25 protein-coding genes are annotated in these 24,604 nt (G+C 60.4%); 19 read left to right on the top strand and 6 right to left on the bottom strand.

Going from position 1 to position 24,604, the window contains the following annotated elements; genetic code table 11:
- The first annotated feature begins 43 nt into the window (after positions 1-43).
- From IAE77_RS30960 to IAE77_RS21825, 4 genes are all read left to right on the top strand, one after another.
- Complete coding sequence (locus IAE77_RS30960; RefSeq protein ID WP_345781007.1) at positions 44-241, top strand: CPXCG motif-containing cysteine-rich protein; 198 nt, start codon at positions 44-46, stop codon at positions 239-241.
- A gap of 615 nt (positions 242-856) precedes the next feature.
- Positions 857-1,897 carry a tRNA (adenosine(37)-N6)-threonylcarbamoyltransferase complex transferase subunit TsaD gene (gene tsaD / locus IAE77_RS21835; RefSeq protein ID WP_294231336.1) on the top strand — a complete coding sequence of 347 codons (1,041 nt, stop codon included), beginning with the start codon at positions 857-859 and terminating at the stop codon, positions 1,895-1,897.
- Positions 1,898-1,906: 9 nt separating this feature from the next.
- Positions 1,907-3,121 (top strand): PQQ-binding-like beta-propeller repeat protein, encoded by a 1,215-nt coding sequence (locus tag IAE77_RS21830; RefSeq protein ID WP_294231333.1) that lies wholly within the window; start codon positions 1,907-1,909, stop codon positions 3,119-3,121.
- Positions 3,122-3,160: 39 nt separating this feature from the next.
- Positions 3,161-4,048, top strand: coding sequence for a S1-like domain-containing RNA-binding protein (locus tag IAE77_RS21825; RefSeq protein WP_294231331.1), 888 nt, complete (start codon positions 3,161-3,163; stop codon positions 4,046-4,048).
- Positions 4,049-4,133: 85 nt separating this feature from the next.
- Here the strand turns inward: IAE77_RS21825 and rpiB are convergent, their stop codons facing one another.
- Positions 4,134-5,825 (bottom strand): ribose 5-phosphate isomerase B, encoded by a 1,692-nt coding sequence (rpiB, locus tag IAE77_RS21820; RefSeq protein ID WP_294231329.1) that lies wholly within the window; start codon positions 5,823-5,825, stop codon positions 4,134-4,136.
- A gap of 35 nt (positions 5,826-5,860) precedes the next feature.
- Positions 5,861-6,337, bottom strand: a complete 477-nt coding sequence (locus tag IAE77_RS21815; protein ID WP_294231327.1) for a low molecular weight protein arginine phosphatase — start codon at positions 6,335-6,337, stop codon at positions 5,861-5,863.
- Between the two features lie 19 nt (positions 6,338-6,356).
- Between IAE77_RS21815 and IAE77_RS21810 the strand changes: the two genes are divergently transcribed.
- On the top strand, positions 6,357-9,047 hold the full coding sequence (locus tag IAE77_RS21810) for a protein kinase (protein WP_345781006.1): 2,691 nt from the start codon (positions 6,357-6,359) through the stop codon (positions 9,045-9,047).
- Here the strand turns inward: IAE77_RS21810 and IAE77_RS21805 are convergent.
- Complete coding sequence (locus tag IAE77_RS21805; protein ID WP_294231325.1) at positions 9,037-9,552, bottom strand: hypothetical protein; 516 nt, start codon at positions 9,550-9,552, stop codon at positions 9,037-9,039. The two genes, IAE77_RS21810 and IAE77_RS21805, sit on opposite strands and share 11 nt — an antisense overlap.
- Positions 9,553-9,913: 361 nt before the next feature.
- Positions 9,914-10,723 carry a ParA family protein gene (locus IAE77_RS21800; protein WP_294231323.1) on the bottom strand — a complete coding sequence of 270 codons (810 nt, stop codon included), beginning with the start codon at positions 10,721-10,723 and terminating at the stop codon, positions 9,914-9,916.
- Between the two features lie 127 nt (positions 10,724-10,850).
- On the opposite strand from IAE77_RS21800, the gene IAE77_RS21795 reads away from it, so the two are divergent.
- The 5 genes from IAE77_RS21795 to IAE77_RS21775 all read left to right on the top strand — a co-directional run bounded on the left by IAE77_RS21795 (position 10,851) and on the right by IAE77_RS21775 (position 14,130).
- Positions 10,851-11,189: a hypothetical protein gene (locus IAE77_RS21795; RefSeq protein ID WP_294231321.1), complete on the top strand. Its 339-nt coding sequence runs from the start codon at positions 10,851-10,853 to the stop codon at positions 11,187-11,189.
- 27 nt (positions 11,190-11,216) lie between these two features.
- Positions 11,217-12,152, top strand: a complete 936-nt coding sequence (locus IAE77_RS21790) for a hypothetical protein (RefSeq protein ID WP_294231319.1) — start codon at positions 11,217-11,219, stop codon at positions 12,150-12,152.
- A 16-nt stretch (positions 12,153-12,168) separates the two neighbouring features.
- Positions 12,169-12,543 carry a hypothetical protein gene (locus IAE77_RS21785; RefSeq protein WP_294231318.1) on the top strand — a complete coding sequence of 125 codons (375 nt, stop codon included), beginning with the start codon at positions 12,169-12,171 and terminating at the stop codon, positions 12,541-12,543.
- 19 nt (positions 12,544-12,562) lie between these two features.
- Complete coding sequence (locus tag IAE77_RS21780; RefSeq protein ID WP_294231316.1) at positions 12,563-13,147, top strand: hypothetical protein; 585 nt, start codon at positions 12,563-12,565, stop codon at positions 13,145-13,147.
- Between the two features lie 131 nt (positions 13,148-13,278).
- The gene (locus IAE77_RS21775) at positions 13,279-14,130 is read left to right on the top strand and encodes a hypothetical protein (RefSeq protein ID WP_294231314.1); all 852 of its coding nucleotides are present in this window, start codon (positions 13,279-13,281) and stop codon (positions 14,128-14,130) included.
- Between the two features lie 85 nt (positions 14,131-14,215).
- Here IAE77_RS21775 and IAE77_RS21770 read toward each other — a convergent pair whose 3' ends face one another.
- The gene (locus IAE77_RS21770; protein ID WP_294231312.1) at positions 14,216-16,417 is read right to left on the bottom strand and encodes an EF-hand domain-containing protein; all 2,202 of its coding nucleotides are present in this window, start codon (positions 16,415-16,417) and stop codon (positions 14,216-14,218) included.
- Between the two features lie 125 nt (positions 16,418-16,542).
- Here IAE77_RS21770 and IAE77_RS21765 point away from each other — a divergent pair, with 125 nt between their 5' ends.
- Both IAE77_RS21765 and IAE77_RS21760 read left to right on the top strand, forming a co-directional pair.
- Positions 16,543-17,490 carry a 6-bladed beta-propeller gene (locus IAE77_RS21765; protein ID WP_294231310.1) on the top strand — a complete coding sequence of 316 codons (948 nt, stop codon included), beginning with the start codon at positions 16,543-16,545 and terminating at the stop codon, positions 17,488-17,490.
- Positions 17,487-18,155 carry a hypothetical protein gene (locus IAE77_RS21760; protein WP_294231308.1) on the top strand — a complete coding sequence of 223 codons (669 nt, stop codon included), beginning with the start codon at positions 17,487-17,489 and terminating at the stop codon, positions 18,153-18,155. The genes IAE77_RS21765 and IAE77_RS21760 overlap by 4 nt, the downstream gene beginning before the upstream one ends.
- On the opposite strand, the gene IAE77_RS21755 is transcribed toward IAE77_RS21760, so the two are convergent.
- Entirely contained in the window at positions 18,110-18,775 is a 666-nt protein-coding gene (locus tag IAE77_RS21755) for a DUF1080 domain-containing protein (RefSeq protein ID WP_294231306.1), read from the bottom strand. The two genes, IAE77_RS21760 and IAE77_RS21755, sit on opposite strands and share 46 nt — an antisense overlap.
- Before the next feature lie 222 nt (positions 18,776-18,997).
- Here IAE77_RS21755 and IAE77_RS21750 point away from each other — a divergent pair, with 222 nt between their 5' ends.
- From IAE77_RS21750 to IAE77_RS21720, 7 genes are all read left to right on the top strand, one after another.
- Positions 18,998-19,249, top strand: coding sequence for a hypothetical protein (locus tag IAE77_RS21750; protein ID WP_294231303.1), 252 nt, complete (start codon positions 18,998-19,000; stop codon positions 19,247-19,249).
- Positions 19,246-19,452: a hypothetical protein gene (locus IAE77_RS21745; RefSeq protein ID WP_294231301.1), complete on the top strand. Its 207-nt coding sequence runs from the start codon at positions 19,246-19,248 to the stop codon at positions 19,450-19,452. Before IAE77_RS21750 ends, IAE77_RS21745 begins: the two co-directional genes overlap by 4 nt.
- Positions 19,453-19,482: 30 nt before the next feature.
- Complete coding sequence (gene folD, locus IAE77_RS21740; RefSeq protein ID WP_294231300.1) at positions 19,483-20,358, top strand: bifunctional methylenetetrahydrofolate dehydrogenase/methenyltetrahydrofolate cyclohydrolase FolD; 876 nt, start codon at positions 19,483-19,485, stop codon at positions 20,356-20,358.
- 75 nt (positions 20,359-20,433) lie between these two features.
- Positions 20,434-21,162 carry a sigma-70 family RNA polymerase sigma factor gene (locus IAE77_RS21735; RefSeq protein WP_294231298.1) on the top strand — a complete coding sequence of 243 codons (729 nt, stop codon included), beginning with the start codon at positions 20,434-20,436 and terminating at the stop codon, positions 21,160-21,162.
- Between the two features lie 138 nt (positions 21,163-21,300).
- On the top strand, positions 21,301-22,191 hold the full coding sequence (locus tag IAE77_RS21730; RefSeq protein ID WP_294231297.1) for a serine/threonine-protein kinase: 891 nt from the start codon (positions 21,301-21,303) through the stop codon (positions 22,189-22,191).
- Between the two features lie 22 nt (positions 22,192-22,213).
- Positions 22,214-23,404: a M23 family metallopeptidase gene (locus IAE77_RS21725; protein ID WP_294231295.1), complete on the top strand. Its 1,191-nt coding sequence runs from the start codon at positions 22,214-22,216 to the stop codon at positions 23,402-23,404.
- Positions 23,405-23,600: 196 nt separating this feature from the next.
- Positions 23,601-24,524: a prolyl oligopeptidase family serine peptidase gene (locus IAE77_RS21720; protein ID WP_294231293.1), complete on the top strand. Its 924-nt coding sequence runs from the start codon at positions 23,601-23,603 to the stop codon at positions 24,522-24,524.
- Positions 24,525-24,604: the final 80 nt, after the last annotated feature.

The raw sequence follows: 24,604 nt of genomic DNA, 5'->3' as shown, positions 1-24,604 counted from the left end.
AAATCATACATCTGACGGACGAGCGAGATGCGTTCTGAGGCGGATGCATGCTGTATCCGTGACATGTCCAAGCTGTTTTGAAGAGTTCGACGTCCCAGCGCCCGCGGCACAAGAGGTGCCATGCGATGTGGACTACGACTGCGAAGTCTGTTGCCGGCCGATGCGAATCTACTTCGACGAGGACGGTGGCGAGATCACTGGAAACGCATATGGGCTGGGAGCCGCCGGTGTTTTTGGCTGAGATGACGTTCCTGACATTCCAGCATTCTCAAGTTTCTCTCATGCGCCCCTGCCCTATGTGTTTTCTCACAGAAATCACTTTGGATGTTTGCAAAAGCAGAAGTTGTCGTTACTCTCGAAAATCCCGCTGCCAGGAGTCTGGTGGATGGGCATCTCAAATAACTGGTTAACACCCACACATATGAAACTCGCTATCCTCACCCTCATCGCGGCTTCCGCCGTCCTTAGCTCCTGCCAGCAGCAGACTCCTCCTCCGCCCCCGCCTCCGATGCAGACCGGCAAGTAAGTGATCCGCCGTTCAAAGCGGCAGACTTTCAATCTTACATCTGATCACTTCAATGATCCGAATTGCCTCTGTTCTCCTCGCAGCCAGCTCGATGCTTCTGGCATCCTGCGCGACGAAGAAAGAATGTGCCACGTGCGACGCCAAAGCGAAGTCCGCCTGCTGCTCGAAAGACGGCAAGGCTTGCTGCAAGGAAGGCCACAAGCACTGATCTGACAGGAATAACTGAATCTGCGCCGCCGTTCCCTACCCAACCGGGGAACGGCGGCTTTTTTATTGGATGCCGGTGACTGGATGCTTGAATCTGGATCGCAGCGACTCATCAACATCCCGATGTCCAGCACCGAGCCTCCTGAACCCCGCAGCCAGCACTGCCTGCTCGCCCTTGAGTCCTCCTGCGACGAGACTGCGGCTGCGGTGTGCACGTTGGATGGTGAGTTGATCTCGAGCCGCATCGCCTCGCAGATCGACATTCATCGCCAGTATGGCGGCGTCGTGCCGGAGGTGGCCTCACGCAATCACATCCTGCACGCCCGTGCATTGGTGGAGCAGGTGCTGGCGGATGCCGGCAAAGAACTGGGCGACATGGCCGCATTCGCGGCCACAAGCGGGCCCGGCCTCGTCAGTTCGTTGCTGATCGGCACCTCGATGGCCAAGGCCCTCGCCGTGGCAGAGAACAAGCCGTTTCTCGCCGTGAATCACATGGAAGGTCATCTGCTTTCACCCTTCATGAATGGAAACGGCCCCGTGCGGCCCAGCGTCGCACTGATCGTCAGCGGCGGTCACACGATGCTCGTGCATGTGCGTGAGACGGGCCGCTACGAACTGCTCGGACGCACGCGGGATGATGCCGCCGGCGAGGCATTCGACAAGGTGGCCAAAATGATCGGCCTCCCCTACCCTGGCGGCCCGGAGATCGACAAACTGGCCCGCCAAGGCGATCCCGCAGCCTTTGCATTTCCACGCAGCTTCCTGGACGGCACCAGCCTGGAATTCAGCTTCAGCGGATTGAAGACCGCCGTGCTCTATGAGCTGCCCAAACTCGATCTGCAGAACGAGCAGACACTCACCAACCTCTGCGCCAGCGTTCAGGCGGCCATCATTGAGGTGCTGGTGGAGAAGCTCGTGCTCGCCGCCAAACGCAGTCGTGAAACACTCGTGACCGTCAGCGGCGGTGTGAGCTGCAACCGTGGCCTGCGCGAAGCCCTGACCGCACGCTGTGGCAAGGAAGGACTGCAACTGCTGCTCGCACGGCCTGATCTCTGCACCGACAATGCCGGCATGATCGCTTTTGCCGCTGTGCAACGTTTCAATGCCGGTCACACCTCGCCGTTGGAGGCAGATGTGAATCCCAATCTGTCCCTCGTTGATTGATCTCCCGCCATGCGCTCCCTCCTTTTGTTCTTCTGCGCCGTCTCCACCCTCCAGGCCGGCGACTGGCCGCAGTTTCTCGGCCCGAATCGCACCAGCACGGCAGTCGATGAAAAGGAAATCCGTGGCGACGTGGAACCGGAGATCGTGTGGCAGCGCCGCCTCGGAACGGGGTTCGCAGGCGCTGTCGTCGCCAAAGGTCGCGTGATCGTTTTTTACCGCCAGGACGACGCCATGACCACTGAGGCGCTCAGCGCGGCTGATGGACAACCGATCTGGAAGCACAGCTACAAGACGAACTACCGCGACAGTTTCGGCTTCGACAATGGCCCGCGGGCGGTTCCGTGCATTGCGGAAGGAAAAGTCGTCACTCACGGGCCGGAAGGCATCGTGGAGGCGCTCGACTTTGACACGGGCGAGCTGCGCTGGCGCTACGACACCGTCGCCGAGCTCGATTCTCCCCAGGGTTTCTTCGGTCGCGTGTGCTCGCCGCTTGTTGTGGATGGTAAGGTGCTGCTCAACGTCGGCGGAAAAGGCAGCGCGGGGATCATCGCACTCGACTTGAGCATGGGAAAACTGGTCTGGAAGGCCACGGACGACGAAGCGGGCTATTCATCGCCGGTGCTGCTCCCTGAAGACCCCAGTGTGAGCGCCTTTTTCACCCGGAAAGGCGTGGTCATCACCCAAAACAGCGACGGCAAAGTGCTGGGCGACGAATTCTTCCGTGCCGACATCGATGCCTCCGTGAACGCCGCCGCCCCGGTGCCCTGCGGAGACGGGAAGCTGCTGTTTTCCGCCGCGTATGATGTCGGTGCCGGTTTGTGGCAATGGAACAAGACGGAGCGCAAGCTGACCAGCCTTTGGAAGAAGCTCGACACGCTCGACTGTCACTACACGACGCCGGTTTATCACGACGGTCACGTCTATGGCCTGCACGGCCGCCAGGAAAGCGGCATGAAACTGCGCTGCATCGCCGTCGCCGATGGCAAAGTGGCGTGGGAGGCACCAGAAGGCATCCAGGGTGGCACCATGATCCGTGTGGGGGACAAACTGCTCCTGCACGGTGAATCGGGCGAACTGTGGATCTTCAAAGCCACGCCCGAAAAATTCGACCTCGTCCGCAGCTCGCAGATCACCCGCGCCGGCCACCGAAGCCACGCCGCATTCGCTGACGGCCTGCTGTTTGCCCGTGATGCGGAGAAACTCGTCGCGGTGCGGGTGAAGTAGCCGCTGGATTGATGACCGGGCGCGTCTAGTCTGGGACGCATGGCCCAAATCGGCAGACAAAACTCACTCACCGTGCTGCACAGCACTCCTCACGGCGTTTACCTCGACGGTGGCGAGCATGGCGAGATCCTGCTGCCGAACCGCTACATCCCGAAAGGCACGAGCATCGGCGATGTGTTGGAGGTTTTCGTCTATCGCGATTCAGAGGACCGGCTCGTGGCCACCACAGAGAAGCCGTTCGCCACTGTAGGCGAGTTTGCCACACTGGAAGTCGTCAGCGTGAATCGCAACACTGGCGCCTTCCTGAATTGGGGACTGCTCAAGGACCTGCTGCTGCCATTCCGCGAGCAGGCGGAGCCAGTGCGAGTGGGCGACATGGTGGTGGCCTTCATCCTCGTGGATGAGAAAACGGACCGCATCATCGCCACAACGCGGCTGAACCGCCATCTGAGCCGTGAACGGCCGGCTTTCCGGCTTCAGCAGCCCGTTTCGCTTCTCATCACCGCCCGCACACCGCTTGGATACAATGCGATCGTCGAGGGGACGCACCTGGGTCTGCTTTACCACTCAAACGTCGGTGCGCCGTTGCAGATCGGCCAGAAAGTGAAGGGATTCATCGCGGCGGTGCATCCTGGCGGCAAGATCGACCTCAGCCTGGATGCTTCCGGTTATCAGCGCGTGGCGTCGCTGACGGATCGCATCCTCGAAGCACTCAAGAACAACGGCGGCCGCCTCGATTTCGATGATGACACGTCGCCGGAGCGGATTCGCAGCACCTTTGACGCCAGCAAGAAGGCCTTCAAACAGGCCCTCGGAGCCCTCTACAAGCAGCGCCGCCTCGAATTCACACGTCCAGGCATCGCTGCACTGGACATTCGCGAGGCAAAGGCGGGTGACTGGAAGCCGTCCGCAGGCGGCGGAAAATGATCCAAGGCACCAAAACGATGCGGGATGCCTTTCGACATCCCGCTGCGTGTTCTGAAACTTGGAACCTGAAACGTGAAACAAAGACTCAGGGCAGCGGGAAACGCTTGTTCGTCTCGCTCACCTCTTTGCGGATCTCCGCGAGCACAGCGTCGTTTTCGCGGTTTTTGAGGGCGCGGTCGATCCACGAGGCGATTTGGGTCATCTCGGCTTCTTTCATGCCGCGGGTGGTGACGGCGGGGGTGCCGACGCGGATGCCGCCGCCGAGGGTGATCTTCTCGGTGTCGAAGGGGATGCCGTTTTTGTTCACGGTGATGGCGGCTTTGTCGAGGGTCTCGCTGGCGATTTTGCCGTTGAGGCCCTGCGGACGCAGATCGACGAGCATGAGGTGGTTGTCGGTGCCGCCGCTGGTGATGCGGTAGCCGAGGGTCATGAGTGCGGCGGCGAGAGCCTGGGCGTTTTTGACGACCTGATGCGTGTAGGCTTTGAAGTCAGGCTTGAGGCACTCGCCGAAGCAGACGGCCTTGGCGGCGATGACATGCATGAGCGGGCCGCCCTGCACGCCGGGGAAGACCTGGCTCTGGATCTTTTTGAAGAGTTCCTCGTTGTTCGTGAGGATCATGCCGCCACGCGGGCCACGCAGGCTCTTGTGCGTGGTGGTGGTGACGAAGTCGGCGTATTCCATCGGCGAGGGATGCGCGCCACCGGCGACGAGACTGGCGATGTGGGCCATATCGACGAAAAGATATGCGCCGACGCTCTTGGCGATCTCGCTCATCTTTTTGAAGTCGATGATGCGCGGATACGCGGAGGCACCGGCGGTGATCATCTTCGGCTTTTCACGCAGGGCGACTTCGGCGAGCTCGTCGTAGTTGATGCGCTCGTCGGTGGCGCTGACGCCGTATTGGCAGAACTGGTAAAAACGGCCGCTGAAGTTGGCCGGATTGCCGTGGGTGAGATGGCCACCGTGGGCGAGATTCATGCCCAAAACTTTGTCGCCGGGCTGGAGCACGCTGAAATAGACGGCGGCATTGGCCTGCGAGCCGGAATGCGGCTGCACGTTGGCGAATTTCGCACCGAAGAGCTCGCACGCGCGGTCGATGGCGAGTTGCTCGACTTTGTCCACTTCCTCACAGCCGCCATACCAGCGTTTCGCGGGATAACCTTCGGCGTATTTGTTCGTGAGGCAGCTGCCTTGAGCCGCCATCACGGCGCGGGAGGTGAAGTTTTCGCTCGCGATGAGCTCGATGTGGTCCTGCTGGCGTTGCTGCTCGCCCTGGATGATGTGGGCGACGGCGGGATCGGCGGAGGCGAGGATGCTGAGGGGGTGGGCTTGGGTGTTCATTTTATCGACGCGGCGGCCATGACGGCCTCCAGCAAAGGGGGTGGCGAGCCAGGCGGTGGCAATGTCTTTCGCCAGGGACTCGGGCGTGGTTTTGCCCGCGAGGCAGAGAATGTTCGAGGCGTTGTGCTCGCGGGTGATCTTCGCGGTCTCCACATCGTGCACGAGGGAGGCTTGGATGCCGGCGTGGCGGTTCGCGGCGATGCTGACGCCGATGCCAGTGGTGCAAACGAGGATGCCCGCATCCGCGCGGCCGTCCAACACACGCTCGCTGACCATTTCCGCGAAGTCCGGGTAGTCCACGCTGTCCATCGTGTGCGTGCCGACGTCCTCGACTTCAAAACCCGCGGTCTTCAAGTGCGCCGCGATGGCGTTTTTGAGCACGAGGCCGCCGTGGTCGGAACCAATGGCGAGTGTCTGAGGGACGGGATTTTGCATTGAAAAAGGGTCAATCGGGCAAGGTGTGGACGAGGTCAAGGCGGAGGCTCCTTCCAGGTCTGCTCAATGAACGCAAGCACGCTGGGGAGCATCTTGTCGAGATCGCGCAGTGTCTCCTCATAGGCGGCGCGGCCCTGGCCGAAGGGATCACTGACGTCTTTGCCGCGCAGGACGTCATCCGCTGCGAATTCGGAGACGAGATAGACCTTGTCAGCGTGCTGGGGAAACTCCTCCTCGATGGCACCGATGTGATGGCAGGACATGGCGAAGACATGAGTCGCCGCCTTCATGATCTCCTCATCCAACATGCGGCTGCAAAAATCATCCCGGTGCAGTCCTTTTTCCTTCAAAATGGCCGCTGTGTGCTTGCTGGCGGGCATTCCTGGCGCCGCGGCCACTCCCGCGCTGGAGACCTGGTAGTCGGCGCGTCCTTTGACGAGTTCACGGAACATCGCCTCCGCCAGCGGACTGCGGCAGGTGTTGCCAGTACAAACAAAGAGAACGTGTTTCAAGGGATGCCAGTCTGGCCGCATGCCCCGTTTTGTCAAAGAGGAGCAAATGCTGTCTCCCAGGCATTTTCGCAGAACATCGCGCTTGCCAAATGGGCGGCCCATGGGCTTTGCTCCCCAGAATCATTTTTTCACGCGACTCAGACGGATGGCGGAACGCTACAAGATATATGAAAAGCTCGGCGCAGGCGGCGTCGGGGCCGTCTTTCGTGCTTATGACAGCCAATTAAAGCGATGGGTCGCGGTGAAGCGCCTCATGACAGCCACGGAAGAGGCGCAGGACCGCAACATCGCCGCGGAACTCCGTCGTGAGGCCGACGCGCTGGCCTCCATCCGCAATCCGAACATCGTCACCATCTTTGATGTCGCCAGCGATGACGAAGGGCTGTTCATGGTGATGGAATTGCTGCAGGGCGAGGATCTGGCCGATGTGGTGGCCCGTGGTCCGCTGCCCTACGACGACTTCAAGGAACTGGCCTCGCAAACCCTTGAAGGGCTGCTCTCCGCGCACCAGCATCACATCCTGCATCGCGACATCAAGCCGGAGAACATCAAGGTGGAGCGACTCCCCGGCGGGCGCCTCCAGGCAAAAATCATCGACTTTGGCCTGGCCCGCGCCGGTCTGCGTGCGCGCAAGCAGACGGAGGACCAGGAAGGCACGGTGATGGGCTCCATCTATTACATGGCTCCCGAGCAATTGACGCGTGAGCCGGTGGATGAGCGGACAGACCTGTATTCGCTCGGCTGCGTGTTTTACGAGGCGCTTTCGGGCAAGAAGGCCTTTGACGGCGAGTCGATGGCTGATGTGATCGACAAACACATCGATCACGTGGTGACGCCGCTGCATGTCATCGCCCCACATGTGCCGCAGTGGCTGGGAGCTTGGTGCGCGCGCCTGATGGCGCAGAAGCCGGATGACCGCCCCGCCAACGCACAGCAGGCCATCGAGGAATTTCGCGCGTGGGAAAAGATGCCCACGATGGTCCCTTACGGCCCCTGGATGGGCATGTACGCGCCACCGCCGATGTACATGCCGCCCGGGCAGCCGGCCTACATGCCGCCAGGTACCGGAACCGTTCCGCTGACGGGCTACTATCCCCCTGCGCAGGAGGCTGTGGCCGTGGAGGTCATTCCTGAGGCACAGCCGGTGGTGGAGACCGCGGCCATCACCACACCGCTGGTTCCGGCACCGCGTCGTCCGAGCACCCACACTGCCGCGCACCAGCGGCTGCCCGCCGGATACAAGAACGCCATCCCGCCGCATCGGGAAGGCTTGTCGATGGGCAAAAAAATCGCCATTGCGGCAGGAGGCGTCGTTTTGCTGCTCGCAGGAGGCTGTTTCTTCTTCGGAGGCAGCGGCGGCGATGAATCTGGGGAAAGCACCACCTCATCTGTCCTCACCTCCATCATCTCGTCCGATCCGCCCAAGGTCACTTTCCAGCTTCCCCAGAACCGGACGTATCCGCCGGCAGACAAGGGCATCGCTTTGTTTTACGTCGGCAACACCGGGATCCTGAGCAGCGGCAAAGGTGGTGACGGCAAACCTGCGCCTGCCAACACGAATGAGGCGGTGATTGAGTGGCATGACATCTCCGAGCGCGGGAATGACAACATTTTGCGCTGCTTCCAAGGCAACACCGCTCACGCGCCGAAGCGCGTTGACTGGCCGACCGCAACCGGAATCGGCGGACCGAAACCCGGCTCCGTGGCGCTGGATTTCCGCCCGCGTTCCGGGAAGCCCTGCGCCATGGAGCTGGCGAAGCCCGGCAAGGAACTCCCCAACATGCCATTTGGTGCCAACGACGTGCCCGGCAGCGAAAAGGGGCTGACCTTGGTCGCGGTGTTTCAGCCGGACTCGACACGTCTGCCGACGCGGATCCTGACTTACAGCAACGATGACGGTGCCAGCGTGTCGTTGCGGGTGGATCAGAAGAAGACCATCATCGCAGAAGTGCGCAACGGTGGCAGCAAGCCGAACCTGACCTCGACCAACAATGTGAACGGCGGCATCCCCTGCACCGCGATCCTGACATGGAATGCCAGCAACGGAGTTCTTGAGCTGCGCACGCGTGACGCCGACGGCCGGACCTCCAGCACCACCGCCAAAGCCCCCGCGCCATCCAAACCATTCAGCAAGCTGCAGATCGGACGTGTCACGGACAATCCATCCGACCAGTTCAGCGGCCACGTGGCGGAAGTGATGGCCTATGCTTCCGCCTTGAAGCCGGATCAATCTCAACTGCTGGACGGCCGCCTCAAGGAAACGTACTTCCTTGCAGGCCCGCCGCCACCTCTGAAAGAAAGGCTGAAGACCAAGCTGGCGTGGATCGAGCCGCGCAGGGCCTGGAAATCCAGCGCCAGTCATAAATCCAGCGACGTCGGCAAGATGCTGGATGATGACACCGCGACGCGCTGGTCAACCGGCGCCCCCATGAAAGGGGGCGAGTGGGTCACGGTCGAGCTGCCCTCTGAAACGGAGATCGCGGGGGTGGCGATCGACAGCCAGGGGAACTCTCCTGATCACGCACGACGCTACAAAGTCGAACTGTCCAAAGATGGCAAGCAATGGAATCCCGCAGCGGAAGGTGGTGGCTCCTCGGTGACGGAGATCATCTTCAAAGCACCGCAGAAAGGACGCTTTCTCCGGATCACCCAGGGGGGCGGGGCCTCCAACCACTGGTCCATCAACGAGCTGGTGCTGCTCAAGAAATAGCTGCCGCCAGAGCCCCCTGCAGCAGCGAAGCTGCGGCCTCAGGCATGGCTTTCGAAGCCACAACGGCGGCATGGAGGACGCCATCAGCAGTCTCGCACGGCACGACAGTCAAAACATGACCCGAAGCCAGTGAAGTGCGCATGACTCCCGGCACGCCACTCGCAGGCAGGGGGGTCGCATGCATCGCGGAGCCCCAGGCCATCATGGCGGACAAGACCAGTCCTGCCTTCGCCTCTCCGCCCCATAGAACATCGCCTTCTCCGTTCATCACAAGCACATGGCTGCCATCATCATCGAGCAGTTGCAGCGCCCAACGCGCGAATGCCGCCAGACGTTGCTCACGCGAGCCCTGCGGGATCTCGAATGGAGGCAGCGGCCGGTCGAATGCTGCCAACGGAGCGCCATATGAGCGTTCGTCCGCAGGCTTGATGGGTGGATCGACACGTTGGGACGATGAATCCCCCGTCGGCACCTGCGGAGGCGGCGTTGCCTCAGTCTTTGCCATATCACCTGCGCGGCTCAAAATCCCCGCCTCAGAGGCCCGTTGACGGATCGCGCGCAGTTTGTCACGTATCCGGCTCAACGGCATCACTGGCATTGGCGGACCATCTTCCTCAGGCCCAGGCCCCCCGGCGGTCTCGTCTGTGCCAGGAGCCATCTGCGAGGCAGTTGGCAGGGAAACAAACGAGGGCTGCTCAGACAGCGGTTCCGCCGGCTCCAGCCAGCTGCCTTCCGGCCAACTCCCGCCACTCAAATCGCCACGCGCGAAATCCCCGCGCGCGCCAGCCCCAGCCTCGCGACCGAGGTCGCTGACACTTTCCTGCTCAGGGGCGATCTGCGCCACCAACTGCCTCAGGCGTTCCGCGTCAATCCATGAGACTTGCATGATCATGATCCTTTTCACGGTCCTTCACCAGATTGGTGCGCTGCTCCAGTTCCGCGGCGATCTGGTCAAAGATCAGCGCCTCGGGCGGCGGATTGCGTTTGGTCAAAGCCACAGGCACGCCCAGAGCGCTCGCATCAAGGAAGGAAGACAAACGCGGAATGCTTTGCTGAAACATCAGGTTCGCCGGCAGCATGTCCCGCAGTTCCCGGGCTACTTTCAGGCTCATCTCCTGCTCACGCATGACCATGGTCAGCAGGATTCCCGCCACCCGGACCCCAGCCCCCTCCGCCCGGAAACGCGCCAGCGTCTCAAGCAAGTGTGGGACGCTCCGGATCGCCAGCGGCTCGGCTTGTTGGGGCAGAATGACAAAATCACAAGCTTTCACCACAGCTTCCGTTGTGCTGCTCATGCCAGCTGCCGTGTCCATCAGCACAATGTCCACTCCCCGCAGCTCGGCGTTTCGCAGCAGATCCGCCAGTCGCGCGGGGAGTTCATGGACTGGCCAGCCTTGGCGGGCGCACACGTCATACTGTCCCGCAGGTACGATCTCCAATTCCGGAAGCCGCGTGGACACCACGATGCGCCCCAAATCACCACCCCGAACAAGGAACTCGTGAAAACCCTCCCGCGCTTTGGTGCTTTTCGCCAGCGACAGACCGACGCCGCCTTGCGGGTCGGTGTCGATCAACAGCACCCGCCAGCCGCGCCGGGCCAGCGAGTAGGCAAGATTGATGCAAAGCGTGGTCTTCCCCACCCCTCCCTTCTGACTGGCCGTTGCGATTGCGATCACGCGACGATGCTAGCCACTGGCATGGCTCTTGCACCGTCAATGTGGCGACATCATGACTTTTTTTCGGCTAAATCGTTTTATCCTTGCCAGAACGCCACGTGCATGTTCCGATCTAATCTGTATCTCCATGAAACCCACAGCAGCCCTCACAGCACTCGCGGTCATTCTTCTAACCAGTTCATGCAACAAGCACAATGTGTTGATGGGCGAGAAGGCCAAAGTGGAGGCCGAGATAGCTAAGAAAAACCAGGAAATTCAAACCATGGATGCCACCTTGCATTCTTATGGCATGGATCCGGTGGCTGCAAAAATCGGCCTGGACCGCCAGACTGCGTCCCTGGCGGCGACAAATCAGCTGTTGGAAAAGCAGTTGAGCGACATGACCCGCCGTTGCGCAGAAGGAGAAGCGACGGTCGAAAGCCTGAGAGCCCGCGTGGACGCCTATAAAGCGAAGCATTTCCGTTAATACACCAATCATTCACCCCTCCCGCTTATGTTCGAAAACAGTCGTTGGTTCTTCATCGCCGTTGTCGCAGCCATCATCGGCATTGGCTATGCAGCATCCTATCTTTCGTCGGTGGATTCTGCCAATGCCATGTACGAGGAAGCCAAGACCAAGCTGGCCAGCCTGGAGGAGATCGCGACCCAGCGCCAGAAGGCTGTCCTGGAATTGCAGAACAGCGCCACACAGATCCGCGAACAACAGGAAAAGGGCGCTGTGCTGCTGAAGGCCAAGGAAGTTCTGGACGCTCGTGTCCGCAAGATCGAAGGCGAGTTCCGCGATATGACGGCCACGATCAAAGTGGCCGTGGAACGTGCCCGTAACGAAGCCCCGGGAAAAGAAGTGGGCGACCTGACCCTCGCCAATGGCAAGACCCTCCGGTCAGTCAAGTTTCGCAAACTGGATGAGTCAGGAGCTTCCCTCTCCCACGCGGACGGCATTGGCAGCGTCCCCCTTGACCAGTTGCCAGCGGAAATGCTGGAAAAATACGACTATATCTCCTCGCCATTGTTGGCGGCTCTCACAGATGGAGAGAAGGCGTTTGCGGAGAGTGGCAACCCAGCCTCGAAAGATGACAAAAAGAAGCCGGCCGTGACCACCGTGGCGAGAACCGCCCCGTCCAGCCCCCCCACAGAAGAGCCCAAAGTGGACGAAGCAAAACTGAAAGCCCTTCGGCTGAAGATTGCCTCCGTTGAGTCGAGCATTGCAACTGCCCAGTCCACCGCCGCCTCCTATCAGCAACAGGCAAGCGATCAGTACACCAATGGAGACATTGCCAAGGCCCGTGGAACTCCGGCGACACGGTACTGGGCGGCGGCACAACAGGCAGCCCAGCAAGCGCAAGTCTATAAGGCCCAGGTCGAAAGCCTGAAGGCCGAAAAAAGAAAGCTTGAGATCGAACTGGAATTCGCCAGCGCCCGGAAATGAGATGTCTCTACGTTTCATGCCTTCACCCAATACAGCCGGGCTGTCACACGAGCGCACGACAGCAAATTCGTTCGTTCCTTGTGTGAGTCTGATCTGCGTGTTGCTCGCCACAAGCTGCAACAAGCATCGAATCCTCGATGAGGAGCGTCTGAAACTGGAAGCGGAACGGGCTGCGCTGCATGCCGAGATCGCCGGACTCGATCAGAAGATCAGCGCCATGCCTGATCGGATCAACGAGACAGCCATCCAAAGACAGATCGAGGTGATGGAAAAGAAGGCTGTTGAGCTGGAAGCGCAACTTGTCAGCCAGACCAGCGAGCTTGAGGCCTTGGAGAACGAATACAAACCACTGAAGGCGGAGGCCGAAGCCTTCATGGCGCGGCACAAGTAACAACGCCCCTCTGTATCGCATGAACAAGCTGATCGTGCCAGTCGCCGTCCTGCTGTTCATCATCCTGGGCACGTTCTGCCTCAGCTATTTTGACAAGGTGGATCGTGCCAACACCGAGTTCCAGCATGCCAAGCTGCTGACCGAACAGGCTCAGGAAAGCCTGCTGGCCCGTCATCAGATGCTCGATCACAGAAACCGGGTCCAGTCCGGCCATCTGGCGAATCGGGACGCGCTCAGACTGGCGGAGGCCCGCTTCGCATCTGCGGAACAGAAGCAGCTCGACATTCTCCATCGCAAACGCCAGATCAAAGCCGAACTCGACCGGCTCGCGATGACATTGACAGACGCCATCGAAACGGCGAAACGCCGGGCTTTGGGCACCGAGCACCTCGCCATCGAGCTGCGCAACGGGAAGAAACTCGCCGACGCCCGGTTTCGCAAGATCGACGAGTCTTCAGTGAGCATTGTACATTCCGATGGCATCAGCAGCGTCCCGCTCGCCGAACTGCCTGATAAACTGCAAAGCGAACTCGGTCTCGATGGCACCGCCACACTGGCCGCCCTGAAGAAGCTGCAGTCACCCACGACCAGGATCGATCCCTGAGGCCCTCCATGGTCCGAACCCTGCTCTGCTGAAGCAAATCCAAATCAATGCGCCGACGGCCTTCACTTCACCGAACCCAAGCATGGGCAGAGCCGCCCCCGAAAACTTCGCCGTGGTGGGTGGTGGCAGTCATGCTGGCTGTTCTGGGCGGTGCCGCCGGCCTCTGGTATGTGGATGAGGTGGAAAAAGCGAAACTGGCCCTCGAAACGACACGGTTGAAGGTTGCGCACGTCCGACGCACGCATGCTGCATTGACGGAAAGGGCCGCCAACCGGGCGGCCGCCGCACGCTTGGATGATATGTCCCGGCAAAAGCTGCTGCACGCCCAAAAGCGGGTGGATGAAGCGGTGCAAAAGCATGAAACAACTGACGCACACACAAAGGCCATCATCTCAGACTTGAACGCGCTCGCCAGAAAAGTGGAAGAGCACTTCCAGCGAGCGGAAACTGCCTGGAGGGCTGTTGAGATCCCCGAGATCCAGCTCGGCAGCGGCAGGACCTTGCGGAATGTGAAACTGGGATCCCTCGACGGAGATCGCTTGAACCTGACGCATTCAGAAGGAGCGGGTGTGATTCCGCTTCACGACATGCCAGCGCCCCTCCTCGCAAAGTTTGACTGGCGGTCCTTCGACATTATCGCGCGTTTGAAACGTCTGGCCGCCCGGCTTGAACCAGCAAATCAATCGACTCCGCCGGAAAACATTCCAGACGCCCGATTGACCGCCATGCGCAAGGAAATGGCCCTTCTGGAGGGCGCTTTGGAGCGACTCACCGTCCAGAGAGTCCAGCAGGAGTCTCTCGTGCGTGAGTACGACCAGCAGATCGCCCGTGAAGCGGGCCGTTCCCAGGCGAGCTTCAGCATCAGGACGCAACGGGATGTCGCGGAAGGCAGCGCTGGCCAGATTCGCAGCGAGGCCGGCAAGATCGAGACGCGGTTAAACTCTCTGAGGTCTCAGGAGCAGACGCTTCTCGGGAAAAAATGAGGCCGACATCTCAACCCAGGCAGGCCGCGACCCAATGCACTGCGGAGAGAATCATCGGTCGTGACGAATAACAGAAATCCAGTTACTACCTGCCAGTCCATGGCGTGTAGTGCTCCACATAGCCGATCATCATTTCATCGAAGGTCTGCTGGCCCCAACGGACGTTTTTGGCCGGGTCGGGATTGGCAGGATTGGCGGCGCTATTGTCGTAGGTGGCGGTGATTTTGATGGTGGTGCCTCGTGGCAGAAAACGCGGCATCGCGTAGTCGTAGCGGAGCTGCCAGTTGAAGTCGTAACGCGGGATGTCGAGCAGCGTCTCGCTCTTCCCTTCAGGTGAAATGGCCTCGAATTTGAACGCTTTGCCACGCACGTGCATGTGCGCCATCCACGCCATCGCGTTCAGGTCCACTGGAAGCTTCCGCTGCGCCGTCTCGACGTGATTTGCCCGGCCGGCGGGAATGTTCAGACGCGGATTCGGCAGGGCGGTGGTGTGGACGACATACTTTGGCGGCTCCTTGGCGAACAGCAGGCCCAGACGCATCGTGTCCTGAACCGCCTTGCCGTTCGGGGTGTAATGAATCTGAAACCGCACTGTGGCGCCGGCTGGCAGTTTGCGGGCGAAGCCTTCGGGATAAATCTGTTTTGTGTTCCCCGGCACATAGGCCGCCCAGTAGCCCTCGGCCCCCTCCTCGCCGCCGCCACGCACTTTCTGCCCTTTCTCAAACACGCTCACGATGACGTGATGCACCACCTCACGCGCCGAGGGCAGTATTTCATAACCGCGCACCCAGCGATCTTGAGCAAACTCCGTGGTCACCGTCGCATGCTGGTAGGGCATGGTCCCCTCCGCCTTGATCGAGATCGGCTTAGCGACAGCGATGATGGCATCGGGCTTGCCGATGCTCCACTCTCCCGGAAAAGTGCGCGGCTTGGGCGCATCGGCGACATCGCCCTTCGGCCGGTCAGAGGCCAGCCACGCAAGCAGATCGTCACGATCCCGCTTGGACAAGGACCGATCATTGGCCCAAGGCGAATGCGCCACGCCTTCCAGCGGAGCCGCGAACCAGGGTGGCATCGCTCCCCTTTCGACCTGCTTGCGGATCATTCCGGAGTGTTCGATCACCGCCTCGTAGGTATCGAGAGCGAAGGGCCCGACCCCACCGCTGTGATGACATTCGACGCAGTGTGCCTGCATGATCCGGGCAATGTCCCGATGATAAGTCACCGGGACGGCCATAGCAGCGCTCTGAGTGGACGAATCGAGCGCACAGCCCGGTGCGGAGGTTGCGGAGACATTGAGTGACTGGCCGCGCATCATCGTCGCGACCGCGTTCCGCAGGTAATGATGCCTCGCTTCGTCTTTCGCGTAGCCAAGACCGTATTGGTCATTCAAAGCGCCGCGATAGATGAGCGTGCGGGACGCATCGAGCAGAAACACCTCCGTGGTCGTCGTCGCGGCCAGCGCCCTGGACAGAATTCCTTCGGCATCAAGCGCAACCTTCGCTTTGAAGCCGTGATCAGCGACGAACTTCACCACCTGCTCGTTCTTTTGGCCGGGAGGAGCGTTCACCAGCAACAGATTCACACCTTCCGCGGCCAGATCCTTCTCCAGACGCACGGTTTCGGGCGCCAGCTTGCCGCTGATCGGACAGTCTGCGCTGAAAAGGGCGATCACCAGGCCGTTTTTGCCGGACGCCTGACTGAGCTTGATGTCCTTCCCATCGACGGTCTTCAGGGCGATGTCATCGACCATGCGTCCCACACCATGCTCACTGCCTTTGAGGATCTGGGGTGCCTCCTTGAAGGATGGATCCTCGTTCGCGGGCTGGATGGGATCTTCCGGAGCCAAGTTGCTGCCGCTCGCACGTTTGCGCAGCACAGCCAGCGCCTTTGCAGCCTCGTCCTGGCTCACACTGCCGTCTTTGTCGAGATCGAGGCCATTGAACCACTTTTTGTTCGGCAGTTCGTCCTCGGTAAGCCGGCCATCAGCATTTTTGTCCAACCGCTTGAACAGAACGCCTGGTTCCGAGATGCTCGCTGCCAGGCTCTGCGTCCTGCGCACACTCTGAAGCGCCTCCTCACGAGTCAGCGTGCCGTCCTTGTCCGAGTCGAGGAGCTTCAGGTAGGCCGCGCTGTTCATCTCATCACCGCTGATGACACCGTCGCTGTTTTTGTCGAAGGCTTTGAAACGAGAGTCGAATTCGGACAGTTGGGACTGCGCACGGAGGGCCAGGGCGGAGATGGCAAGCACAACGACGCCGAGAAAGATGAAGCCGGTCTTTTTCATGGAGTGAGCGGAAAGTGAACTCGATGGGTGCCCGGAAGTTTCCTGCTGTATGACAGGATCATCCAGTCAAAATCACATCTGCACGATTGACGCCCTGTTCCCAGTTCGTTTGAATCGCCCCTTCGATGAACAACCGCATTCTCTCCCTCCTGTCCGTCATGGCCCTTTCCGGCAGCGCTGCTGCCGAGGTGGCCTATGAATTCGTCCCGAACTTCATCCAGCCGCCTCCCGGCAAAGAAACCATTGGCAACGGCCATGGTGAGATCGCCGTGGATTCCACCGGCAAGGTCTATGTGAGTGTCCAGGAAGCGAATGCCGGCATCCAGGTCTATGGAACTGACGGCAAGTTCATCAAGGCGTTGCCCCTGCCGCAGTCACTGCATGGGTTCGTGATCCGCAAATACGGTGACGGAGAATTCATCTACGCCGCCGTGCTGGGCGAGCAGAAGGTGATCAAAACCGACCTTGAAGGCAAGGTCCTCATGACCATCCCGACGAGCGAGTTCCCCGCTGACAAGGTCGGCAAGGGCCTCAAGCTCACCAACTGCGACGTCGCCCCGAACGGAGACATCTATGTCGTCGATGGCTACGGACAGAGCCACATCTTCGTCTTCAGCCGCGAAGGCAAATTCAAGAGCGTCTTTGGCGGCCCGGGGGAGCCTCTCAAACTGGCCAACGCCCACAAGATCTTCATCGACAAACGCTTTGAACCCGCCCGCGTCATGATCTGCGACCGCGGCCACAAGCGCATGCTGCACACCGATCTGGCAGGCAATTTCATCGGCGAAATCGCCACCGAGATGCGCAATCCGAGTTCCGCCAGCTTCCACGGCGAACTGATGTGCGTCGCTGAAATCGCCGGCAATGTCAGCGTCTGGGACAAGAACAACAAGCGCGTCGCCGACCTCGGCACCAGCCCGAAACCGACCAACACACCGGGTATTGAGCCCAAAGATTGGCAGCAAGGCATCGTGACGAGTCCGCACGGCATCACCTTCGACAACGAGGGCAACATCCTCGAAACCGAATGGAACAAGTGGGGCCGTGTGTTGAGGTGGAACCTCAAGAAATGACGACACCCGAAATCCCGAATGACGAATCGCAGATGCCCCAGACCATCCGCTCATTCGTCATTCGGATTTCTGCATTCGTCATTCTGACTTACCCCCTGGGTGCTTTGGGACATGGGGCCGAGTTTTTGAGCGCCAAGCTCACTTTACTGCCGGACGCAGAGGTGCGTCTCGATGTCACCGCAGACTTTGGCGGCAATCCTCTGATCGCGGATGAAACGGAGGCGCGAAAAGCACTGCAGGACCCGGTCCGGCTGCGACAGGCGGATAAACTGCTGCCTTTGACGGAACTGGCAGCCCCCAGCCTCTCGCAGCATCAAAACTGGGCAGATTTCGCCCCGGCGGCCTATCTGCCATCCGATACCGAAACGCAGTCGCACGCGCTGATCACAGCGTCCTGGCAGTGGCGCAGTGAGACGCCGGAAATCGTCTTTGAAATGCCCAAAGGCCGCCTCCACGACGTCCTGCTCTGGACGCACGACGACGCAGATCCTTCCGCCCCGCCGAAGTGGATGCTTCTCCTCGCCGGCGACAAATCAAAGGCCATCTCCGTCCACTGGACGCCATGGTGGCGTCGCTGGCAGACGGTGATGGCCTCGTCGTTGGTCTTTGTCCTGCTCGGTTACTTCGTCTCGCGGAACTTCACATTGCGCCAACGCACGCTGTAGGGGCCGCTGCCCTTCTTGATGCCGTGCACCTGGAAGCCGATATAGCCTTCAGGATCACCGGGCTGGCTGAAATCAGCAGTCGCCACGCCATTCACAAAGCTTTGGTAGTGGTCGCCCTTCACCACGATGCGGTAGTGGTTCCACTCGCCTTTTTTGAAGGCCGCCTTCGCCGCGTCAGTCCGCACGGCTTCCGTCTTGGTGAGAATGCTCCACCACGTGCCGCGACGGGCCTCGTCGTAGAAGTCGCCGGCAGTGCCATTGATCGCGATCTCGCATTGGGGGCCAAAAAGGCGGCCGGGAGGGTTCGGCTTGCCGCTTTTGCTGCCTTCAGGCACCGGATCGCCTTCCTTGGCGATGTGGCTGCGCACCTGCACGCCGGAATTGAGTTCGTCATCCACCTTCACGTCGAACTCGAGTTCAAAGTCCTTGAATGGACCGATGGCCAGGAAGGTGTTCGGGCTTCCGTCTGTGGTGGTGCCGACCAGGACGCCATCTTCCACCTTGTAGGTGGCCTGACCGCTGATGATCTGCCCGCCTTGGAGGGAGCCGTCGGCGAACCATTTTTGCCACTCACCATCCCCCTTGGTTTCGGCGCGGAGGTTCAGGAAGGCGGCAGCCATGAAGGCAACGGCAGAGAGAGAGGCAATGGAGCGGGTTTTCATAAAAATGAGCCGCTCAGAACGCCCCAACAGCCTGATTTCCATCGAAAAGTCACAGTTATTTAAGAAAACTTAATTAAACCAGGGGTTTTAACCGGATAAAAACCTCAAATAAACCCACACCAACCTTGACCATCGGCCCAGGTTGGAATTAAAATGGGGTTATTACCCGGTTATTATTGGATGGCCCGCCCCTCAAACACCTTCGATTCACTCTCGCTGACGATCGCGGTCACCCCGCAGATCAAGCAGTATCTCGAAGACCTGACCTTGAAGGGCACGTTTGGCAGCAGCCCCGCCGAGGCGGCGAGGATGCTTCTGAGCAATGGGATTGATGCCATGTTGAACACGGGTGCTTTGGAAAGACGCAAATGGGCGCTCAAGGACGGGGAACTCGTCCTGGTCACGCCCGACCAACCTGCCCTCACATCATGACCCTGCAACTTGATCTCCAAGCCGACTCCGCCGTCTTTTCCACGCTCGTCGAGGTCGAGATGACCGACACGGACCGCAGCCTGAAGGGCAACTGGAAGTCCGAGACGCGGCTGTCGATGCTCTCCCACGAAATCACCCGTTACATGCCGGAACTCGCCGCCATGCTGGCGCAGAGCGGCCGCCGGAAGATGCTGGCGGCTTGAAATGCCGCCCTCCCTGCGCCACCGAGGCGCATGACTCTGATTTCTGGAACTGCCGTCGCTGAAAAAGTCCTCGAAGAATGCCGCCGCGACATCGCGGATCTGGCCGCCCAAGGACGCAAACCAGGCCTCGCCGTCGTTCTGGTCGGTGATGATCCTGCTTCCCGCGCCTACGTCCGCTCCAAGGACAAAAAATGTCGCGATCTGGGCCTGCACTCGGTCAAACTGGAGCTTCCCGCCACCACCACCCAGGACGAGTTGCTCGCGCATGTCCACGCTTTGAACAATGACCCGGCCATCCACGGCATTCTCGTGCAAAGCCCGCCACCTAAACACATCGACGAAGCCGCCATCGTGCGAGCGATTGATCCGGCCAAGGACGTGGACGGCTTCCATCCCGTGAACGTCGCCAAACTGGCCCTGGAGGACCCCACCGGCTTCGTGCCCTGCACGCCCCTCGGCTGCCAGCGCCTGCTGATCGATGCCGGGATCGAAACAAGCGGCGCGCACGCCGTTGTGGTCGGCCGCAGCATGATCGTCGGCAAGCCGATGGCACTGCTTTTGATGGCCAAGGGCAAAGGCGGCGACGCCACCGTGACCGTCACACACTCCCGCACGCGCGATCTCGCCGCGATCACCAAGACTGCCGACATCATCATCGCTGCCATCGGCCGCCCGCATTTCCTCAAGGCGGAGCACGTCAAGGAAGGTGCCGTTGTCATCGACGTCGGCATCAACCGCGTGGACGACCCGTCCAGTGATAAGGGCTACAAGCTCGTCGGCGACGTCGCCTTCGACGAAGTCGCGCCCAAATGCCGCGCGATCACCCCCGTTCCCGGCGGCGTCGGGCCCATGACCATCGCCATGCTCATGGCGAACACGATCAAGGCCTGCCGGCAGGCTGTTTGAGGGTGTGGGGAAATCAGCCCGTGAGGTTTGGCTTCCAAAACGTCAGGCAAATGTGGCACGCTGTGCCCGTTGGACATGACTTTGGCACCTGCTCCCCCGCCCCGCACCGGCACGTTTCACACCACGCGCTGGACCTCCGTTTGTGCAGCCCAGTCAGACTCTGACGAGGGCCGCAGTGCGCTCGCCGACCTGTGCGACGCCTACTACGAACCCCTGCTGGCTTATCTGCGCTGTGAACTGCGTGACGCCGACGCTGCGCAGGAGATGAGCCATAGCTTCTTTGCCGAAATGCTTGCTGGAGGCTCAATTCGTGGTGCTCAACGCGACCGGGGCCGGTTTCGTGCCTATCTGCTCGGAGCGGTGAAACATTTTCTGTCCCGACATCGCGAATCGGCGGCCCGATTGAAACGAGGAGGCGGCAAGGAGGACGTTTCTTTGGAAAACGAAGAAGCGGCTCAACTGGCGGACATGCGCCAACTCTCCCCCGATGCCGAATTCGACCGACAATGGGCGGTTACTGTGCTGGCACGCGGCCTGGACGCTCTGCGGCTCGAATGCGTCGAGGAAGGCCGCGAATCCTTCTTCCGTGCAGCCTGCCCGTTGCTGACGGGCGACGGCGTTCACGGTGGCCAGGCCGCTCTGGCGGCGGAATGCGGCCTGAACATCGAAGCTTTCCGCATGGCCGTTCACCGTTTGAAGAAACGGCTGCGAGAGTGTGTGAAGGCGGAGATCGCCAGCACCTTGGATGATCCGGCGATGGTGCAGCAGGAGCTGGAAAGTCTTTTCGCCGCCCTCAGCCGGTGAAAAAGCGGTTATGAATCCGGCTTTTCGCATCAGGACATCAGCATGAACGCTTCCCAAGTCATTCCATGCCCACAGTGCGGTGCCAACATGCCGGATGCCACGTCAGGTTTGTGTCCTCGCTGCCTGATGGCCCAGATCGTGCAACCGACTCAAGCTGGCGAGACGAACGCCTCTTTGCCCCCGCTGACGCCGGAGGAACTCGCACCGCACTTCCCGCAGCTCGAAATCCTCGAATGCCTCGGCCGCGGCGGCATGGGCGTGGTATATAAAGCACGTCAAAAGAGTCTGAACCGCCTCGTCGCGCTCAAACTGCTCGCGCCCGAGCGTGCGGATGATCCGCAGTTCGCCGCCCGCTTTGAAAAAGAGGCGCAGGCCCTCGCCGCGCTGAATCATCCGCACATCGTCAGCGTGTTCGACTTCGGTCAGGCCAGCGGCTTCTACTATTTGCTCATGGAGTTTGTGGACGGCGTGAATCTCCGCCAACTTCTCCAATCGAAGCGCCTCACGCCCAAAGAAGCCCTCAGCATCGTGCCGCCGGTGTGTGATGCGCTGCAATGCGCCCACGACCACGGCATCGTCCACCGCGACATCAAACCTGAGAACCTCCTCATCGACAAAAACGGCGTCGTGAAGATCGCCGACTTCGGCATCGCGAAGATCGTAGAACGAACTTCCGAGTTCGTTCAACCCAGCCCCAGTGACCCGACTTTGGAAAGTCGGGCTACGTTTCCGCTCGGTACCCCCGCCTACGCCGCCCCCGAGCAGCAAAACGGCCACGCCGACCACCGCGCGGACATTTACAGCCTCGGCGTCGTTCTTTACGAGATGCTCACTGGAGAGCGACCGAAGGACAAACTCGAAGCGCCGTCGAAACGCGTCCAAGTGGACATCCGCATCGACGAAATCGTTCTCCGTGCCCTCGAAAAGACACCCGAGCTGCGTTTTGCCACGGCGGCGGAGTTTCGCACACAGGTGGAAGCGGCCATCCCTGAAAACAAGCCCCTGAGCAGCACCCAGAGCTTTTTTTAGCTACCGCCAGATGTCGCAGGCGATGAAAGAGAAGCAGGGATTTGCTTCATACGAGACGGCCTACCCGACGGATGTGGCGGACGGCTTCGATTTCCCGGTTGGACCGCCGGACGGAGCAGGCTTCCACCTCATGCGTCAGGCGTTTGGCAAAGACGCGCCTCACGCGGGCGAGGATTGGAATGGCGACGGCGAGGCGGACAGCGACCTAGGCGCTCCAGTGCACGCCATCGCGCATGGATTGGTGGTCTTCTCTGAAAACACCGGCGGCGGCCATGGCCATGTGATCATCATGCGGCACAACTACTGGGATCCGAGGGGGAGGCTCCAGGTCTGCGAATCGTCCTATCATCACCTCCAGCAGCGCTTCGTGCAGGCCGGCGCACGCGTCCGGCGCGGGCAGAAGATCGGCACGCTGGGAAACAACAACGGCATGTATCGCTCACACCTGCACTTTGAGCTGCGCAAGACCCCCGGCATGGGCGTGGAGTCTTCAAAGTATGAAAAGAGCACAAAGAACTACTGGGCGCCCTCCGAGTTCATCCGCGAACACCGGCCTGGAGTGGGGGAGGCAGCGAAACGAAGCAGGCCCGTCGCTGACCTTGCTCAAGACGCTGTCAAAATGACGGACCTCAAGTCCGTGACGCTGAAGTACATCGCGGCGGAGCAGGCCGGCTCCACCCTGCTCAAGGCGCATCCAGAATTCGCCAGCACGCTGGTTTCCACGGACGCAGCCACCAACTCGATTCGCCTGTTGCCAACCAGTCAGGCCTTTGAAGCGGCGCTCCAAGAACTCACGGCCATGGATCAACGCCCCGGTCAGGTTTGCATCTCTGGCGTGATTTCCGACATGTCGGCCGGACGCGGCGGGGAAGCGCGTGTCATCAGCCGGCCGACGTTGTACACCTTGCTCGGAGAACCGACCAAAATCGCCTGGGGCCTCTCGCCCGCCGACGGACGGGGCGTGTTGTTCGAACTCACCCTCGTGGCATCCCACGTGAGAAAGCAGACCGAAGGGAAGGAAAGCACAGGGCTATCCATCTCGGGCACCTTGAAGGAGAAAAGCGGGGATCCACAAAACGAGCACATCAGCGCCCTAAACGCTGTGGAAATAGCCTCGGGCGAATCGGCGGAATTCACCCTGAGCAGCCCGTCTGGCAGTGTTTATAACGTCAGTCTCAAAGCGGAACTTTGGAAAGCTGCCGGGAAACCGTGAAGCCATGATCGACCGACACTGCAGCACCGCGCCAGGGTGCAAGCATTTGGGGCAGGAGGACTGGTTCTAAATTTTCCGCCCTCAATCTTTCCCCCCTGATTGGATCAAGCACACGCCTCATCACAGCGCCTCCAGTGTCTTTCATGAAACAATGACGCGCGCCTTCTGTTCTAGCACACGCCACCCAGCCTTTGCCATGAAGACCTTGCTTTCTGCCCTTCTGCTCGTCGTGACCTTCTCCGCCGAGGCCCGTGAGTGGACCTCCAGTGATGGCAAAAAGCTCCAGGCCGACCTTGTTTCACTCAATGGCGATCAAGTGATGCTGAAACTGGCGAGCGGCCAGATCGTGCCGGTGCCGCTGAGCCGTCTGTCCGCTGCGGATCAGGCCTTTGTGAGGCAACAAGGCGCGGCAGCGCCAGCCACGGCACCAAAGAAGATCGAAGGTGAGTTTGCCGCGCTGCTCACGGGCGACTGGGCGCTCTCGAAGCACAAGAACCTGCCCTTTGCCCTCTATGGCGCGAAGGAACTCGACGCGGCGAAGAAATATCCGCTCATCCTCGCGCTGCATGGCCGCAGCCAGAACGATGAAAACGGCAAGCAGGTGGGCGGCTGGATGAAGAGCTTCACCAAAGAGGACCGCTACAAGAAGAACCCGTGCATCATCCTCGCGCCGCTCGGCTACCAGCCCTTTGGCGGCACCGGCTCGGCGTGGAACTCGAAACCGGGCGAGGAAGCGATCGATCTGGTGAAGGAACTGCTCAAGTCGCTGCCCATCGACAAAGAACGCGTTTATTGCGTCGGCTATTCGATGGGCGGCTTTGGCACCTGTCATCTGATCAACACGGAGACACGTCTTTTTGCGGCGGGAGTCGCCGTCGCTGGCTGCACCGGGCCGGAAACGGCCAGCACGTTCAAAAAAGTGCCCCTGTGGTTGTTTCATGCGGCTGACGATCCCACCGTCGAGGTGAAATACTCGCGCGACCTGTGGGAGGCCCTGAAGCGCGACAAAGAATGCAAATACACGGAGTATCCCACAGGCGGGCACGGCATCCCGGGAAAAGTCTTCGAAGAGGAGGAAATGCACACATGGCTCTTCGCAAAAGGAGTGGCGACGAAATGACCGATTGGGCCCGGTTGAGGATTCAGGGCGGAATTGCGCTCAGCAGGCCCAGAGCGCCTCGACAGTTTAGAAAATTCATT

Origin of the sequence: Prosthecobacter sp., assembly GCF_014879935.1 — a bacterium.
Classification (GTDB): domain Bacteria; phylum Verrucomicrobiota; class Verrucomicrobiia; order Verrucomicrobiales; family Verrucomicrobiaceae; genus Prosthecobacter.
The sequence above is the reverse complement of the archived record's forward strand: the minus strand, read 5'-3'. Positions and strand labels throughout refer to the sequence as shown.